Origin of the sequence: Rothia sp. P13129 (assembly GCF_048512865.1) — a bacterium.
Classification (GTDB): domain Bacteria; phylum Actinomycetota; class Actinomycetes; order Actinomycetales; family Micrococcaceae; genus Rothia.
On sequence record NZ_JBLXYA010000002.1, the window covers coordinates 45,327 to 63,199 of the forward strand.

The 17,873-nt window shown below is 46.4% G+C and carries 14 protein-coding genes; 12 read left to right on the forward strand and 2 right to left on the reverse strand.

Features of this window, described 5'->3' with window-relative positions; all coding sequences use genetic code 11:
- Nucleotides 1–608 precede the first annotated feature (608 nt).
- Nucleotides 609–1,982, forward strand: coding sequence for a class II 3-deoxy-7-phosphoheptulonate synthase (locus ACN081_RS02210; protein ID WP_419106814.1), 1,374 nt, complete (start codon nt 609–611; stop codon nt 1,980–1,982).
- Nucleotides 1,983–2,080: 98 nt separating this feature from the next.
- Here the strand turns inward: ACN081_RS02210 and ACN081_RS02215 are convergent, their stop codons facing one another.
- The gene (locus tag ACN081_RS02215; protein ID WP_419106815.1) at nt 2,081–3,499 is read right to left on the reverse strand and encodes a serine/threonine protein kinase; all 1,419 of its coding nucleotides are present in this window, start codon (nt 3,497–3,499) and stop codon (nt 2,081–2,083) included.
- A 164-nt stretch (nt 3,500–3,663) separates the two neighbouring features.
- Between ACN081_RS02215 and ACN081_RS02220 the strand changes: the two genes are divergently transcribed.
- Nucleotides 3,664–3,996, forward strand: a complete 333-nt coding sequence (locus tag ACN081_RS02220; protein WP_419103096.1) for an Rv2175c family DNA-binding protein — start codon at nt 3,664–3,666, stop codon at nt 3,994–3,996.
- Between the two features lie 121 nt (nt 3,997–4,117).
- On the opposite strand, the gene ACN081_RS02225 is transcribed toward ACN081_RS02220, so the two are convergent.
- Entirely contained in the window at nt 4,118–5,245 is a 1,128-nt protein-coding gene (locus ACN081_RS02225) for a polyprenyl synthetase family protein (RefSeq protein ID WP_419106816.1), read from the reverse strand.
- A gap of 172 nt (nt 5,246–5,417) precedes the next feature.
- On the opposite strand from ACN081_RS02225, the gene dinB reads away from it, so the two are divergent.
- From dinB to murD, 10 genes are all read left to right on the forward strand, one after another.
- On the forward strand, nt 5,418–6,680 hold the full coding sequence (gene dinB / locus ACN081_RS02230) for a DNA polymerase IV (protein WP_419106817.1): 1,263 nt from the start codon (nt 5,418–5,420) through the stop codon (nt 6,678–6,680).
- A 147-nt stretch (nt 6,681–6,827) separates the two neighbouring features.
- Nucleotides 6,828–7,214 carry a DUF3040 domain-containing protein gene (locus tag ACN081_RS02235; protein ID WP_419106818.1) on the forward strand — a complete coding sequence of 129 codons (387 nt, stop codon included), beginning with the start codon at nt 6,828–6,830 and terminating at the stop codon, nt 7,212–7,214.
- A 276-nt stretch (nt 7,215–7,490) separates the two neighbouring features.
- Entirely contained in the window at nt 7,491–7,925 is a 435-nt protein-coding gene (mraZ, locus tag ACN081_RS02240; protein WP_419106819.1) for a division/cell wall cluster transcriptional repressor MraZ, read from the forward strand.
- 74 nt (nt 7,926–7,999) lie between these two features.
- A complete protein-coding gene (gene rsmH / locus ACN081_RS02245; protein ID WP_419106820.1) occupies nt 8,000–8,992 on the forward strand; it encodes a 16S rRNA (cytosine(1402)-N(4))-methyltransferase RsmH in 993 nt (330 codons plus the stop codon).
- Nucleotides 8,993–9,700 (forward strand): hypothetical protein, encoded by a 708-nt coding sequence (locus ACN081_RS02250; RefSeq protein WP_419103003.1) that lies wholly within the window; start codon nt 8,993–8,995, stop codon nt 9,698–9,700.
- Between the two features lie 205 nt (nt 9,701–9,905).
- Entirely contained in the window at nt 9,906–11,783 is a 1,878-nt protein-coding gene (locus tag ACN081_RS02255; RefSeq protein ID WP_419103004.1) for a peptidoglycan D,D-transpeptidase FtsI family protein, read from the forward strand.
- A 69-nt stretch (nt 11,784–11,852) separates the two neighbouring features.
- Complete coding sequence (locus tag ACN081_RS02260) at nt 11,853–13,541, forward strand: UDP-N-acetylmuramoyl-L-alanyl-D-glutamate--2,6-diaminopimelate ligase (protein WP_419106821.1); 1,689 nt, start codon at nt 11,853–11,855, stop codon at nt 13,539–13,541.
- Nucleotides 13,542–13,548: 7 nt separating this feature from the next.
- On the forward strand, nt 13,549–15,138 hold the full coding sequence (locus ACN081_RS02265) for a UDP-N-acetylmuramoyl-tripeptide--D-alanyl-D-alanine ligase (RefSeq protein WP_419106822.1): 1,590 nt from the start codon (nt 13,549–13,551) through the stop codon (nt 15,136–15,138).
- A complete protein-coding gene (gene mraY, locus ACN081_RS02270; protein ID WP_419103007.1) occupies nt 15,135–16,253 on the forward strand; it encodes a phospho-N-acetylmuramoyl-pentapeptide-transferase in 1,119 nt (372 codons plus the stop codon). Before ACN081_RS02265 ends, mraY begins: the two co-directional genes overlap by 4 nt.
- 4 nt (nt 16,254–16,257) lie before the next feature.
- The gene (gene murD, locus ACN081_RS02275) at nt 16,258–17,799 is read left to right on the forward strand and encodes a UDP-N-acetylmuramoyl-L-alanine--D-glutamate ligase (protein WP_419106823.1); all 1,542 of its coding nucleotides are present in this window, start codon (nt 16,258–16,260) and stop codon (nt 17,797–17,799) included.
- Nucleotides 17,800–17,873: the final 74 nt, after the last annotated feature.

The following is a 17,873-nucleotide window of genomic DNA, read 5'->3' on the forward strand; positions in this document are numbered from 1 at the left end:
TAAAACCTGAAATGTCAGAGTCGTATTTTTTCTTTCTTATACCCCGTATTTTTTCTTTTGGTGACTCAGAAAATAGCGCTCGCGTCTCGTACCTAGTCCAGAGTAAAACTGCTCCACATCTCTTGGCATAATGCCCTTTTTATGAGAGGATATAGGCATCCTTTTCGGACACCCCGCACCCAGCTTCAAAATACGGTGCGGGGTCTTCTTATCTCTAGATATATGGGCACAACAGTATTTGAAGTTACGATTTATGGTGATTTTTCTGCAGAAGTGGACCTAGTTTACTCGACACTTTAATATGGCAAGTTTTGTCATGCTAAAATTTTCTGTTAAACGTTTTGCTTTCCGACTGGGTGGAAAGATAAAAGAAACGCTTACTGATAAAAGGTATTCCACAATGTCCTAATTTTTTGCAAACTGCTCAAGATACCGGTAATGTTCACCAAAATACTCGTACCCTGCAGAGGGTATGAGTCACTTGCTTACTAAGCAGTAGCTTCACAAGAATGCCGTTCTAAGAACACCCAATCTTAAGCGCGGTATCTTGTTGTAGCACCCCATTTTCTGATACCGCAGAACTTTCGTACTCTCGAAGGAAACCTAATATGTCACTAGAAAACAGCCAACATGGTCAGACGCTGAACTCCCACAATCTGCCAGAGCTTGACGAATGGCGCAATCTACATATTGACCAACAACCAACGTGGCATGAACACCCCGATTATCCTTCGTCTATTCAAGAGCTCAGCTCACTTCCCCCTCTTGTCTTTGCCGGTGAAGTGGACCGTCTGCGCAGAAGACTCGCGAACGTTGCTGAAGGAAAAGCTTTCTTCCTCCAAGGTGGAGACTGCGCTGAAACCTTTAACGACGCTACCGCCGATAAAATCTCAGCACGAGTAAAAACACTCCTACAAATGGCTGTCGTACTCACCTACGGTGCCTCTATGCCCGTTGTCAAAATGGGACGTATGGCAGGACAATTTTCAAAACCTCGCTCCTCAAACGATGAAACACGTGATGGAATCACCTTGCCCTCGTTCCGTGGCGAAATGGTTAACGGCTTTGACTTCACGGAAGAAGCTCGTGCTCATGATCCTCGACGTATGGTACGTGGATACCACACCTCCGCATCAACGCTTAACCTTGTCCGAGCTTTTACAACAGGAGGGTTTGCTGACCTTCGTTTAGTCAACCAATGGAATAAAGGCTTTACCGCTAACCCTGCACACGCACGCTACGAATCTTTAGCACGAGAGATTGACCGTGCACTTAAATTCATGGAAGCTTGCGGAGCCGATTTTGAAGCTCTTAAAGCAACCGAAATGTACGTCGGGCATGAGGGATTACTCCTCGACTACGAACGTGCCATGACACGGATTGATTCACGTACTCAAAACCCATATGACACCTCTGCACACTTCATCTGGATTGGTGAACGAACCCGAGGACTAGACGATGCACACGTTAACTTCCTGTCTAAGGTGCGTAACCCCATCGGTGTTAAGCTTGGACCAACGACATCTACGGAAGAAGTCCTCCGCCTCATCGACATTTTAGATCCAGAACGTGAACCAGGACGTTTGACCTTCATTACTCGCATGGGGGCACAGAAAATTCGAGAAAATCTTCCTCCCCTCGTTGAAGCGGTTAAATCTGAAGGCTCAAAGATTGTCTGGGTAACAGACCCCATGCACGGTAACACTATTTCTGTGCCATCAGGATATAAGACAAGACGCTTTAACGATGTTGTCGATGAAGTTCGTGGTTTCTTTGAAGTGCACGAGGCATTGGGAACATTCCCCGGTGGGCTACATATCGAGATGACAGGCGACGACGTCGCTGAATGTTTGGGAGGCTCAGACCCCGTTGACGAATCAGCGTTCTTAGATAGTTATGAGTCTCTCTGCGATCCACGGCTTAACCACCGCCAATCTTTGGAGATCGCGTTCTTGGTTGCAGAGTATCTTGCACGACGCTAAACCTCATTGAGGGTATTTAAAAAATAATATTTTCAATAGTTGAGGGGCAGTAGGAAAAAATTCTATTGCCCCTCAACTATTAATGTCTGAGCTTTTTATCAAAAGCTTTCAAAGAGAAGTCCTTCGCTCGGCAGTGCCGGCAAAGCGTTGAGATGCGGAATGAGCGGAGATTGTATGAGAATCACCGCTAGCTGTTGCCCTAGGAAACCTGCGATAGTGTATGTGAGAATAAAGACGAGCATTATTCCTATACATACAGGCAGAGTAGGCTTTCGAGTCCACGACTGTGGGGGCTTGCGACGAGTTGTAGGATGAGTATGAAAAGCTTGTTGAGGCGGGGTCACTATCGGGTGAGAAGACTCAGCAGGCCCTTGTGGAAGATAATATTGAGCGCTTAGGGCGGACGTATCGTCGGAATTTTCTGCTGTTGTGTCTCGTACTGAACTATCAGAATAATAAGTATTTTCTGACTTGGCGTCTTCGAACGTGCGAGAGTCTGCGAACTTTAAGTTTTTATCGACTTCTTTAAAAGCAGTAAAGATAAGGTTCTGCGATTCTTCCAAAGGTTGACCTGCCGCCGTCAGCTGTGCAACGTCCTCCCAGAGACTTCTGCTCGGAAGTGCATCATCTGTCTGTCTATAGTTCAACGCATCAGGTGATAAATCTGAATGAACCTGTTGGAGAATTTCAAAAAGCTCGGTAGCGTGAGACGGGCGCGCTCTCGCCGGTTTACGCGTACACCATTTGATGATTCCTGAAATGCTCTGATCAAGTTGCGGAGCATATTTATTGATGTCTGGTAGTTCCGTCTTCACATTATGGTAGATAACCTGCTGATCATCTGAACACTCTGCGAAGGGAAGTCTGCCGCTGAGCGTACGGTACATGATAATCCCCAGAGAGAAAATATCTGCTTGTACTCCCACCTCAGCTCCGGGCGTGACAATCTCTGGGGCAACAAATGACGGCGTGCCCATCAGCTCACCTGTCCACGTCTGGTCAGCACGTCGGGTCAAACCAAAATCTGTCAGTTTAATGTCTCGATAATCTGCAGAGAGAAGAATATTGCTTGGTTTGAGGTCACGGTGAATCAAATCGTGTGCATGGACCTCAGAAAGACCCTCAACTACTGGCAGAATAATCTCAAACATTTCTGCTGGTGTGAGAACCTTACGATGGTTTAACAAATCTTGCAATGTGCAACCGTGCACATAATCAAGAACAAGAAACATCAGCTGATAGCCTTGTTCCTCTTGAACACCAGAATCAATAACACCCACGACATGCTCATGAGATATATTGCGAAGAGAACGTTCTTCTCTAAAAAATTTTTGCTGCTGTGAAATATCTGAACAAAAACGAGCAGACAAAACCTTAATAGCCACAGGATTATGAGAGAACACGTCCGTAGCATAATAAACCTCTGCCATACCCCCTTCGCCGATTTTTTTGCCGAGTTGATAGCGTTGGCCAAAAGTTTTTCCAGTGAGCCATGCGTCAGAACGTGATTTACTCATGTAGCTATACTACTAGGCTCAAAACTGTCGATAGGGTGAAAATATCTTCATTCTTAGCGAATAAAATCCTTTGAGGTGCTCTAAAGCACGGAAAAATTTCTCAATATCTGGCAGACTCATTAACTGTGACTGAAGAAAAAACTACTGCACAGATTTTTGACCTTGTGGGCAATTGGCTCACTATCCCCGATATCGCTGAGCTACTTGATATTAAGGTAACTCGCGTACACTCTCTTATCGCAGAACGTGCGCTTTTAGCTCTTCGCGACCCAGAAACTCAGATTCGTAAAGTCCCAGAATTCTTCTTCCGAGAAGAACACGTTTTGGAATCTCTTAAAGGAACGTTAATCGTTCTTCAAGACGCTGGGTTCAGTGACGAAGAAGCTATCACATGGCTATTTACTGAGGATGAATCCCTACCTGGCCGTCCTATTGATGCGTTACATCAAGGACGGAAAACCGAGATTCGTCGTCGTGCTAGCGCGTTAGCTTGGTAACGCCTCTTACGGTGTAAAAAACATCAGATACATCATATGGTGGTGTAGCTATCGTAGAATCTATGATAGCTACACCACCATTTTCCATCTCGTCGTACAGGACCCCCAGATACATAAGAGCCTATGAGCGTCGATGCAACATCTTCGACACAATGCCAGCTAAAGCAACGCGAGTGAGCTCATCAATCTGCATACTCTCTAAAGCTGAAAATACTTCATTTCTGGTACTTTCGATGTCTTTTTCGACCTCTGCAAGCGCACCAGAATCAGTAATAATCTTTCGTAGCTGAGAAATCTCATCGTCATTCAGCTCGGGGTTCCCCAACTGAGAATTCAATAATTCCCAATGTTCTCGAGGAGCGTTCTTCTCGACAAGAGCGATGAGTACCGTCCGCTTTCCCTCTTTAAGATCGTCACCGGCAGGTTTTCCTGTCTCTTGTGGCTCTCCAAAGACACCTAATACATCGTCTCGAAGCTGATAACCTTCACCCAATGGCAACCCAAAAGAACGGTATTGCTCAAGTAAGGAGCTCGACTCATCCGAAGAAATGTTCAAGGCGAGCGCTCCACCTAAAGATAACGGGTGCTCACATGAATATTTTGCAGATTTATAACGGATAATATTGCGGGCATATTGCAAAGACTGCTGGTAACCTCTTGACGGTACTACCTCGTTGAAAATATCGAGGTACTGACCTGCCATCACTTCAGTGCGCATGAGGTCAAAGATATGTCGAGCTTCAGAACCCCATAATGCTTTGTCTCCGATAGAACTAAACATCATCTCGGACCACGATAGACACAAATCTCCTGCAATAATGGCACTAGAAGTACCATAATTTTCTGAAGACGTAAGCCACTGTTGCTTCTGATGCTCGTATTCAAATCCGCGGTGCACTGATGGTGCGCCACGTCGAGTATCTGAACGATCAATAATATCGTCGTGAATCAGCGCTGCCGTTTGGAATAATTCGATGGCCACGCCTGCTTTAACAATTTCATTCGAGATATCGTGTGCACCTGCGCCACGATAACCCCAATAGCTTAGGAGCGCACGAATTCTCTTTCCTCCTGAGCAGAGCCTACGGATAGCATTCAGAAGTTCAACCGACTCAATAGAAATCTTGTGAAGAAGCCGTTCTTGGCTCGTGAAAAACGCTTGCATATGGTCTTCTACCGCTTGAAGGTAAGCTTCTTGTTCTACACGGACCTGTTCTGCAATCGTCTGGTTTGGAGCGTTATGAGCCAATGGTGATCCTTGAGCATGAGGGGAGTAAACTCTCCCCATTTTAGGGGAGGTCTTGAAAGAAAATCTACTGTAATACAAGAACTCTCCGGGTGTTGATTCCTAGAAGCTGTCAAAAGTTATATGCTCTTAGTAGCGTTATATCGAATATATGTTCTATTTAGGTGGTGTTCTGATGACAGAAAAACCCTCAAGAATCATTATGCACCTTGATATGGACGCTTTTTTCGTGAATGCTGAGTTGCTTCATCGAAACTATACGACGGATGTACCCGTCATTGTGGCGAAAGAAAGCGCTCGCTCTGTGGTGCTTTCTGCCTCATATTCTGCACGTGCTTATGGTGTCCGATCGGCAATGCCACTTCTGAGGGCAAAATCGTTATGTCCGCAGGCTATTATTCTTGCGCCGAGCGCAGATTATGCCCACTATTCTCATCAGATGATGAATATTCTGAAAAGTTATAGTTCGCTGGTTGAAAAGATAAGTATTGACGAAGCCTTTGTCGACTTGAGTGGTACCGTTCGTACTTTGGGACACCCCGTGGGTACTGCTCATCATATTCGGCAAAGAATCATGCGTGAATTATCTTTACCTTGTTCGGTGGGGATAGGTCCTACAAAATTTATTGCTAAGATGGCTTCTTCTGCAAGTAAACCTCATGGTTTATGGGCTATTGCTCCTCATCAGGTGCAAGATTTTCTGGATCCTCTGCCGGTTGAAAAATTGTGGGGAGTTGGAGCTAAAACACAGCAGCTATTAGCTGATATTGGTGTGCACACTGTATCCCAGCTGCGCGATTATTCCCGTCCTTTCCTTATTTCACGTTTTGGTGCGAGTTCAGGCTCTCATCTTTATGATATTGCTCGAGGTCTTGACCCTCGCGAGGTTATCCCTCAACGTCCAGAGAAGTCAGTGGGGGCAGAACACACTTTTTATCAAGATGTTTCATCGTGCGAGCAGGTACAACAGGAATTGCTGAAAATATCTTTATCTTTAGGTGTTCGACTCCGCAAACTTCGTAAATACGCATCAACGATTTCCATTAAAATTCGATACTCAGATTTTCATACAGTAACTCGTTCCACCTCTTCTTCAGAAGGTACGAACTCTGGGCAAAAAATTTATACTGTCGCTTTAGATAAAATGCGGGAGCTTTCTATCTTTGATAGTAACGGTATTGCTCATCGAAGGATTCGTCTGATTGGTGTAAGAGCAGAAAACCTGCGCGATATAGAAACTGGTGTTCAAGGCGCTCTCTTTGATCGAGAATCACAGTACGAGAATTCTCTTTCTGGCTCAACATCATTCGGAAGGGAAGACAACTGGCGTCGAACAGAAGAAATGATGGATCAAATCCATGAACGTTTCGGAGTTAAGGGCATCATGCCCGCAAAATTATTGAATTCTTCTCTCTCAGAAAAAGATGAGACATCGTAGGATGTGGGTGAGAAGAAAATAACCCTCATTATTCTTGGTGTATCCATAGCACTGGAGATAATGCTTCTGTATGATGAGGAGAGAGTTTGAGAAAGAGATACTTTGTCTCTTGTATCCCATCAATAATTATGAAGACAGGGGAGCAATATGCCACTTTCGGAACGTGAGCAACAGTTGCTAGCGCAGCTTGAACAGCAGCTCAACGCGGAAGACCCAAAATTTGCAAGCTCCATGTCTTCCTCTGAGACTTCTTCTGTTGTGACGTATTCTGCTCGGCATTTAGTTCTTGGTGTTTTGATTGCTCTTGTTGGGCTTGGTATTGTCTTGGCTGGTGTCAGCACAAAACTTATTCTTCTTGGTGTTTTTGGTTGTGTCATTACCGGTGTTGGAGTTTATGTTGCGACATTAAAAGATTCCTCTAAGGCTGCGGTAAAGACTTCTTCTTCAAAGGTGCGTTCTTCCTCAAAAAATACCTCACGTTTTATGAAAGATTTAGAAGAGAAATGGGATAAACGTCAAAACGGTGGATTGTAGTTTTTCTTAGGTTCTTGAAGTAAACGGCGGTATGGGTGACCATACCGCCGTTTTTTATGTGTTGAGGTGTTGTAGGAGTGGGGAATGATGCTTTGTTGTTGCTTACCTGGGTGTCGTCGCAAAAGATATGTGAAAACTCTTAAAAACATCGAGAAATGCGGGTATTTGGGTAGACTGGGGAGGAAAGTGGAGTAAAGTGGGGTAAGGCGAAACAACATGGTTGTAGTTTTCATCCTTTAAGTGCATGAAGAAACCAAGGAAATGTGAGGTGTACTAATGTTTTTAGGAACATATACACCTCGTCTTGACGCTAAGGGGAGAATTATCCTCCCTGCACGTTTTAGAGATTCCTTGGCTGATGGGCTCGTGTTAACTCGAGGGCAAGAACGTTGTCTCTACGTTTTCCCTCTAGAAGAGTTTCAACAAATTCATGAGCGGATGAGGATGGCTCCCATATCATCTAAACAATCCCGTGACTATATTCGTGTGTTCTTATCGGGTGCTTCTGATGAAGTACCTGATAAACAGGGAAGAGTCACTATTCCCACGAACCTGCGCGAGTATGCAGGTTTGGGGAAAGAACTAACTGTTATCGGTGCCGGTAGCAGAGCTGAGATTTGGGATTCTCAAGTATGGGAAACATACCTTGCAGCGAAGGAACATGAGTTTTCTGCAACAGATGAAGAAGCTTTAGAAGGTTTCATCTTATAAGCACCTAAAGATACCGCCTCAACGAACCACCAACATCATGAAAACGTTATAGGTCATAACGTGAAGGAGCAAAAGTGACTGACGGCGCCGCACTCGGCAAAGAAGCCCATCAGAGGCACATCCCCGTTATGCTTGGCCGCTGCCTTGAGCTTCTTGCACCTGCTATCAGCCGTGATAACGCTTATGCTATTGACGGGACGTTAGGAATGGGTGGGCATACCGAAGCGATGCTTGAACGTTTCCCAAAACTAACCGTTATTGGTATTGACCGTGATCTTGAAGCTCACCGTATCGCGGGGGAGCGACTCCAACGCTTTGGTTCACGATTTAAACCTATCCACGCTGTATACGATGAAATTCCAGATGTTCTTTCATCATTGGGCTTAAGTTCTGTTGATGGTGTGCTCTTCGACCTTGGTGTTTCTTCTATGCAACTAGATGAGCGCGAACGCGGGTTTGCTTATTCCTATGATGCACCATTAGATATGCGTATGGACGCTACTGAAGAACTCACTGCAGAGCGTATCGTGAATGAATATTCTGTTGAAGAGCTACGTCGTATCATTCGTTCTTGGGGAGAAGAAAAATTCGCCTCACGTATTGCCTCAGAGATTGTTAAAACCCGTCAAGAGCAACCTTTAGTAACAACAGGAGAGCTTGTCAGCGCCATCCAACGTGCTGTTCCTGTCGCTGCTCAACGTCAGGGCGGGCACCCTGCAAAAAGAACTTTTCAAGCCTTGCGTATCGAAGTTAACCATGAATTAGATGCTTTATCTCGAGCGATTCCAGCAGCTATCGATGCGCTAAATCTTGGTGGGCGTCTTGTCGCGATGAGCTATCACAGTTTAGAAGATCAGCTTGTTAAAAAAGCGATGGTACGAAAAGCGACTTCTAGTGCGCCTAAAGGTTTTCCCGTTGAGCTTGAAGAACATAAACCGGAGCTAAAAATTATTACTCGTGGTGCAGAACCGCCGAGTGAACAAGAAATTAGCGAAAATTCGAGGGCAGCTAGTGCAAAATTACGAGCTGCTGAAAAGGTTAAGATGAATCAGGGAGGAGGGCGTTAGATGAGTGCTGAACCTCAATTTCCTCGTCGAGGGCAGAATATGAAAAATTCTTCGTCAAAGCGACATTTGCGGCTCGTCTCTGATTCTGTGAGTGTATCTTCTGCTAAAGCTCGGCCGGCTTTAGTTCCAGGTGCTGCGCCTAAGAACCGTAGAATGCTGATTATCCTCGGGTTCCTTGCTATTCCTTTTGCCCTCGGAATTATCCTATGGCTTAACATTCTCACGGCGCAGGGACAGTACGAACTTCTCGATCTTCGTGCGCAAGAAAAAAGTCTGATTGAAAAAAATGAGGCGCTAGTTCAAGAAATTGAGTACGATAAAGCACCTCAAGATTTAGCGGTGCGTGCATCTCAACTAGGGCTTGTTGCAACAGACGTGACAACAACACTGAACTTGCAAACAGGGCAGCTGAGCGGAACTCCTGTTCCTGCGGCAAAAGTTGAAGGTCAAGACCATCGTAAAAATCTGATTAGCCCACCTGCCTTGTATGACACCGAAGCGTATGCTAAGGCTAGCGAACGAGCTGCTGAACAGCTCAAAAAAGAACGTGCAGAACAGAAACGTAAAGAAGAAGCTGCACGTCAGAAGAAAGAAGCTGAGCAGAAAGCTCAGCGTCAGCAGCATGAACGGCAGGAAAATGCTCCTCCTTCTGCCTCGCCGTCACAACAGCCTGCCCCTCATCCCTCTGCGCCAGATGCAAACCACTAATAACTGGGATATGACACCTTCGCTCACGGTCATAGAGGTTCAACTATGTTGTTTTCAGGCAGGATGATGGTTTAAAGATTCTACGTGTTATAAGTAGGCAAATACTTGTCGCGTGAACTTGAGAGTGCTGTGGAAGAATAGGTATGGTGTTAGCCGGTTATGGTAGTGCTAAGACCAGAGGTTGAGAGAGTTTAAGGGAAACGCGATGAACGAAAAAGAAACTAGGAAACCCGTACCTAGTTCACGGCCGACAGAACGTCGGGCAATCGGCCGTCGTGCCTTTTTAGCGAGTGCAATCGGCACCGCCGGTTTAGGTCTTTTCAGTGCGCGTCTCTTATATCTTCAAGGGTTTGACCCAAACGGTATTGCGGCAAAGGCTAAAGAGCGAAGAATTCGAACGCAAGAAATTCCGGCCTTAAGAGGTCAGATTCTTGATATTAACGGGAATATTCTTGCTCGAACCGTTCAACGTTACACTGTTGTCGTCGATCAGAGTGCCGTTGCGCCGTTTCGTCGTTACGTTAAAGGCAGTAAAGACCAGAATGAGACGGAACTCGTTACTCCGAGCCAATTAGTGTATGAGCTGGCTGATTTGTTAAAAATGTCAGACTCAGACGTTAAAGCTGCACTTGACGGTGATAGAAAATATTCGGTAGTTAAAGACAACGTTACACCGGAGGTCTATAACGCTGTTAGTGACTTAGGCGCAACATTTGTGTACGGAAAAGTTACCTCTGAGCGCCTTTATCCTAATGGGGCAGTAGGTGGCTCCGTTGTTGGACGTTTTCAAATGGTTGAAGCTAAAGTTGAAGGTTCAGATGAGATTGAACTTCAAAACAACTCCGTAGGTATTGAACGCGTATACGGCGAAACTCTAGCCGGAAAAAATGGAGAACGTAGCTTCGAGATTAGTGCAACCGGTGTGCGTATCCCCGTTGGCGACGAACATAATATCCCCGCCGTCAACGGAAAAAATGTGCGTCTAACCATCAACCAAGACATCCAATACTTCGCCCAGCAAGTTGTAAAAGCACGAGCCGACGAACTTAAAGCTGAATGGGCAACCGCCGTCGTTATGAACGTAACAGATGGTTCAATTCTGGCTTTAGCAGACTCCAGTACTATGGACCCCGGGTCACAGAAATTCACTTACGCTGACATGAACCCCCGCGCCATCACTCAAGCTACAGAGCCTGGCTCAACAGAAAAGATTCTTACAGCCTCAGCCTTACTTGATAGAGGCCTCGTCACACCCACAACAGTATTTGATGTACCTGCCGAACTCGTCATCGATGGGCAGACCATTACTGACTCGTTTGAACATCCTCCCCAGAGACGCACATTCTCTGGCATCATTACCGACTCTATGAATACCGGAACTGTTCTTGCGGGAAAGAAAATGACTCCTGAACAACGTTATGACTGGCTTAAGAAATATGGTTTGGGCGAATATACGGGAATTGAGCTAACCGGCGAAAACCAAGGAATCGTAGCCTCTTGGAAAGACTGGGATGTCCGCCAACAATACACCGTACTCTTTGGCCAAGGTGTTGCTCAAACACCCCTACAAACCTCTTTGATTTACCAAACTGTGGGTAATTTAGGTATCAAGCTGAAGCCAAGAATTGTTGACGCTATCATCGATGCCGACGGTACCGAAGAAATGATGCCTATTGAGCCTGGAGAAAGAATCATCTCCGAAAAAGCAGCACGAGAAACCCTGAGCCTAATGGAAAACGTGGTGCTACAAAATGCAAAAGGTGCCCAAGTAGCAGGATACCGAGTGGGCGGAAAAACTGGTACCGCAGAAGCACCCAGTGAAACTAAAGCAGGGTACGACGGGTACACTACCTCTTTTGTGGGGGTAGCACCCCTAGAAAATCCACAATTTTTGGTCAGCGTAACGATTCAGCGTCCAGATGCTAACGCATATAACGTTGGTCTTGCTGGTGCTGCTACACAGTTCTCGCAAATCATGGAAAAAGTGCTGAGCACTTATAACGTTCCGCACTCAACCAGTGAACCAGTGGAAATCCAAAAATTTGCCGAAAAAGATGAATCAAAACAAGACTCGATAGGGTAAAAGAGTCTTTAACTCACGAAAATTCCAGCAACCTTATAAAATAAGAATATTATGAAAGCGCAGAATACTATGAGCACTGAGGAACCAACCGGTCAAGGAACCGCTCAGAGCCTCCGACCGCAACATATCGTCGGACGCTCCGCACAAGAATTGGTTGATTACCTAATAAACGTGGGACACCCCGCCCAGCTGCTCACTGATACACCACATATCACTGGAATCACAATGGACTCCCGTGAAGTCCAATCAGGAGACCTCTACGTCGCTATCCCCGGAGCTCAAACTCATGGCGCAAAATTCGTTGAAGCCGCAATCAACCAAGGAGCTTCAGCGATACTTACTGATACACAAGGTCTAGAAATCCTCAAAGCGAAAAATCTGTCAGCTCAAGAGCTCACATTAGGGGTTATCCGATGCGAAGAACTGCGCGAGCTCATCGGACCATTATCTGGCTACATCTACCAATCTCAACCTCAAGACGGCAGCGCTCCGACGCTCTTTGCTGTTACCGGAACCAATGGAAAAACCACCACAACATATATGGTGAACTCCATAATGCAAAGTCTTGGAAATACAACCGGTCTTATCGGAACTATCGAGATTCTTGCAGGACAAGAATCTATCCCCTCAAAACTGACTACGCCAGAATCCCCACATGTACACTCACTTATTGCCTTAATGAGAGAACGAGGCATTGGCGCGACCTCAATGGAAGTCTCTTCGCATGCCTTAGACTACCGACGTGTCGACGGCATCCGATACGACGTATCAGGGTTTACTAACCTGACTCAAGACCATCTCGATTTACACGGAGATATGGAAAGCTACTGCGCATCTAAAGCAGAGCTTTTTACCCCAGAACGTTCAGCTCGGGCCGTTATTACCGTTGATGATGCTTGGGGTGAACACATCTACCAGCAAGCATGCCAAGCAATGGGAGCTGACCACGTCGTAGCACTCTACACAAATGCCGGCGCAGGATACGAACATGCACCGACAGGGCTTAACCCACAAGACTGGGTACTTCTCAACGTCGAACGCCACGGCATCGGACACCGTTTTACCGTAGTTCGCACAGATGGAACCCAACTGAACTTACAAACACAATTACCAGCAGACTTCAACGTCTCTAACGCATCATTAGCTGCCGTCATGGTTTATGAATCAGGCCATAATACGACAGAACTAGAACAAGTTTTGCAATGCGCACAAACCCTCACCCCCGTCGTTCCAGGACGTATGCAGTTGATTGGAGAAGCCCCCACCGCTATCGTTGATTTCGCACATAACCCTGACGCGCTCAAACGAGCACTAGAAGCGGTACACCCTGCTGAACAGAATGGGCGAGTGATTATTGTCTTTGGTGCCACCGGAAACCGCGACCAAACAAAACGTCCCATTATGGGTAGCATCGCTGCACAATATGCAGATATTGTCATCGTCACTGACGACGACCCTCATGACGAAGACCCAACACCGATTCGTCAAGCTGTTGTTGATGGCGCAGAACAAGAAAAAGCATCTGGCGCCCGCGCACAACGGATACTTAACATTTCCCCTCGAGCTGACGCAATCGATTATGCCTTTTCGCTAGCTGGCAAACAGGACTCTGTCCTTATTGCTGGACGTGGACATGAAACAGCCCAAGATATTGCTGGTGTTGATATCGAACTTGACGACAGGGTAGAAGTAGCTCGGGCACTTAACCGCTATGGGTACAGCGTACTTGCTGACTATCAGCTAATGTTGGAGGCATAAACACAATATGATTACGTTAACCGCTACAGAGATTGCTCAGGCAACCGACGGTAGCTTAGAAGGAATCTCTACTGAAGCTGCCCAACAAATAACGTGCAACTTTGCAACAACCGATTCTCGTGAAGTACGAGAAAGCACACTCTTTCTTGCAAAGCCCGGAGAACAGACCGACGGACATCTATTCGTTCCCGCTGCTTTTGAAACCGGTGCTAGCCTCGCATTAGTTGAACGTCCCATTGAACAAGAAGACGGTACCCCATACCCACAGATTGTGGTAAACGACATGGTGCTCGCAATGGGTCGCTTAGCAGAATTCTGTGTTCAGAAGATGCGTGAAAAATCTAAGCTAACAGTGGTTGGTATTACCGGTTCTGCCGGTAAAACCACAACCAAGGATCTTCTCGCTCAGATTTTCGCTACAGCTGGGGAAACCATCGCTCCGATTGGTTCTTATAACGGCGAAGTTGGGGTTCCTCTAACTGTTTTCCGAGCAGATGAGAACACCCGTTACTTAGTGATTGAAATGGGAGCTGACGGTCTTGGCCATATCGAATACTTAGCGAATATAGTTCGCCCCGATTATGGAGTCATCCTCAAAGTTGGAACAGCTCATGCTGGAGAATTTGGTGGGGTTGACAACATCGAAAAGACTAAAGGCGAACTTGCTGAAGGCGTGAAACTCAGTCTTTGCCTCAACGATGATGACCAACGTGTACGTCGAATGGTCTCACGAGCCACAACACCCGTCACCTATTTTGGTATCGGAACAAACAATCAGCAAACAGACCAACACTATGAGCGTGTATACGCTCAAGACGTCCAAACAAATAACAATGGGTGCCCAGAATTTACTCTAGTCTTCCCCGATCATTCCTCATATAAGGTATGTTCACAACTCATCGGTGAGCACCACGTATACAACCTTCTCGCTGCTGCTAGTGTTGCGTATCAGGCAGGAATTTCTACGGAGGCTATTGCACAGGTCCTTAATACTTCTCAAGCTGTTTCGCGTTGGCGTATGCAACGTACGGACCGTCCCGATGGAATTACCGTCATTAACGATGCTTATAACGCAAACCCCGAATCTATGGTGGCAGCTTTACGAGCCTTAGCTCAATTGGGTCGTACTCAACAGCGACGGACGTGGGCTATTCTTGGGCCCATGCTTGAGCTGGGTGAGGTCTCTGTTGCCGAACACGATAAACTTGGACGCTACGCAGTACGGATGAACATTTCGAAGATTGTAGCTGTCGGCGATATTGCTCAGCCTATTTACAATGCAGCACACCTTGAAGGCTCCTGGGGAGAAGAGGCAACGTGGGTTGCGACTGTAGAAGAGGCCTATCAACTCATTCGTCATGAAGCTCAGCCAGAAGATATTCTTCTCTTTAAATCCTCTCACTCTGCCGGTCTTGGAAAATTGGGAGAACGTGTGGCTACCGTTGAGAAGTTGCTCAGTGAAGAACGCGACACAAACGCCACACAGTGGTTGAGCGCCGGTGAGCCTTCGCAACAGGTAAACTCAGATTTTGATATTCAGAACATGACCGAAAATACTCTTGTGCAACACAAGCCGGAAGGCGATACCACAGCATGATTCCCATTCTTTTAGCGGCAACTTTTGGATTGACGATTTCAATTTTCGGCACTCCAATACTCATCAAATATTTAACCCGTCATCGTTATGGCCAATTCATCCGTGAGGAAGGTCCAGAATCGCATCAGAAGAAACTGGGCACCCCTACTATGGGCGGGCTTGTGATGATGTTGGCAACTGCTTTGGGATTCTTCCTATCGCTCGTGATAACCGCGGTGTTTTTCAAATCTTCGTGGGTACCTTCTGCCTCCGCGCTATTGGCCTTATTCTTGATGTTGGGTATGGCAGGAATCGGACTCATCGACGATATACGCAAGATTTCTCAGAAACAGTCTGAAGGTCTTAAACCTCGTGAAAAATTTATTCTTCAAGGGCTTGTAGGCACTATCTTCACCGGTCTAGCTCTACTCTTCCCAAACGCTCAAGGTCGCACTCCAGCCTCTAGCGCGATTTCTATTACGAGGGACACCGCGTTTGACTTCTTAACCTTTGGCCCAATTATTGGAATACTCCTTTTTATCCTTTGGGGCAATTTGATTATCACCGGCACGAGTAATGCGGTGAACCTTACCGACGGTTTAGACGGTTTAGCTACTGGTGTTTCTATTCTGGTGTTTTCTGGATATCTGATGATTTCGCTGTGGCAGACCCAGCACCTGTGCAGCGGTGTAGCGGGCGAATCTGTCTGCTACGAAGTTCGTGATCCTCAACAGTTAGCGATGATTGCTGCTTCCCTTATCGGTGCGTTGGTCGGATTCTTATGGTGGAATACCTCTCCGGCTTCAATCTTTATGGGAGACACCGGAGCCTTAGGGCTTGGTGGGGCGTTAGCCGCTTTCGCTATCTTGACAAGAACTGAGCTGCTTCTTGTCCTCCTCGCAGGGCTATTTGTCGTGATTACCGTGACCGTTATAATGCAGCTAACTTATTTTAGGCTAACCAAAGGTAACCGTATCTTCCGGATGACTCCGTTGCAACATCATTTTGAGCTGGGTGGATGGCCGGAAGTTCAGGTTGTGATTCGTTTTTGGATTATAGCTGGAGTCTTTGTCATGCTTGGTCTTGGCGTATTTTATGGTGACTGGCTGATTGGCCACGGAGGGATAGTAAACTAGAACTATGCGTGCAACCAACGAGAACCCCGTCTACTCATCTTCACGTCTTGAAAACCTTACGAGCTGGGACGCACCATGGAAAGGTCTGCGTGTCGTCGTCGCTGGACTTGGCGTTTCAGGATTTTCTGTTGCCGATACTCTGATTGAACTGGGCGCAGAGGTATTAGTGATTGATAATGCTGATACTGAAGAAAACCGTTCAAAAGTTCAGACCCTTAAAATTGTTGGTCTAGCTGATGCGCTCTTATCTGAAGATGCGATGGATCATCTACCTCTCGTTAACGGGCAGCTTCCTGAACTTATTGTCACGAGCCCTGGGCTACGCCCTAACCTTGGGTTGTTCGTTGAAGCTCAAGAACACGGTATTCAGGTATGGGGTGATGTGGAGCTTGCTTGGCGTCTGAATACTCGTCAGGGACGAAAAACTCCACAATGGTTGTGTATTACTGGAACTAACGGTAAAACAACAACGGTGGGCATGACGGAATCTATCCTTCAGCAGGCAGGGTACCGTGCGGTTGCTGTGGGAAATGTGGGAACACCTATTCTCGATGCCTTGAGAGATCCTGTCGAATACGATTATTTTGCGGTGGAACTGTCTAGTTTCCAATTGCATTGGTCGCATTCAATGTCTCCTCTTGCCTCTGTAGTGCTTAACGTTGCAGAAGACCACGTTGATTGGCATGAAGGGTACGAGAACTATCTTGCGGATAAGGCCCGTATCTATGAAAATACACAGGTGGCGTGTATTTTCCATGCTGAACATCAGAACATTATTCGTATGGTTGAAGAAGCCGATGTTCTCGAAGGGTGCCGTGCTATCGGCTTCCACGCAAATTCTCCGGCGCTTTCGATGTTAGGCGTTGTTGAAGGATTATTGGTAGACCGTGCGTTTACCGATAACCGTCAACATGAGGCTTTAGAACTTGCTGAAATTGCTGATACTGGTGCTCTTCCCACCAAACATACTGTTGAGAATGCTTTAGCAGCGGCTGCTTTATGCCGTGCTGCTGGCGTTCTTCCACAAGATATTAAACGCGGTTTAAAGAGTTTCGAACCTGGCGCTCATCGTATTCAACCGGTAGCTCACACCCATTCGGTACTGTGGGTTAATGATTCAAAAGCTACTAATCCTCATGCTGCACACGCTTCGCTGAGCTCTTTTGATTCAGTCCTTTGGATTGCTGGAGGGCTCTCAAAAGGTGTTGACTATGAGGAGCTAGTACGTTCTCATGTACATCGTCTCAAAGCTGTGATTCTCATTGGTACAGATACGCTCTCCTTACGCGAGGCTTTGTCAAAGCATGCTCCCAGCGTTCCGCTTTATAATGTCACTGATGAGCTAGAAAAATCTGCTAGTGGCGCTGACATTATGTCTCGTGCTGTTGCTCAAGCTTATGAATTAGCTTCAGAAAAAGACACTGTGCTCATGGCTCCTGCTGCTGCTTCAATGGACCAATTTAAGTCGTATGCAGACCGTGGCGACTGTTTTATTGAGGCCGTTACGCAACTGGTAGAGAAACTTAGCTCAACAGAGGACGAATAAAACCGGTTCTTGTAAGAAGACATCACTTCTTCCTCAACCGGAGGTGAAAACACTAACCCTAGCGATTGTTAACT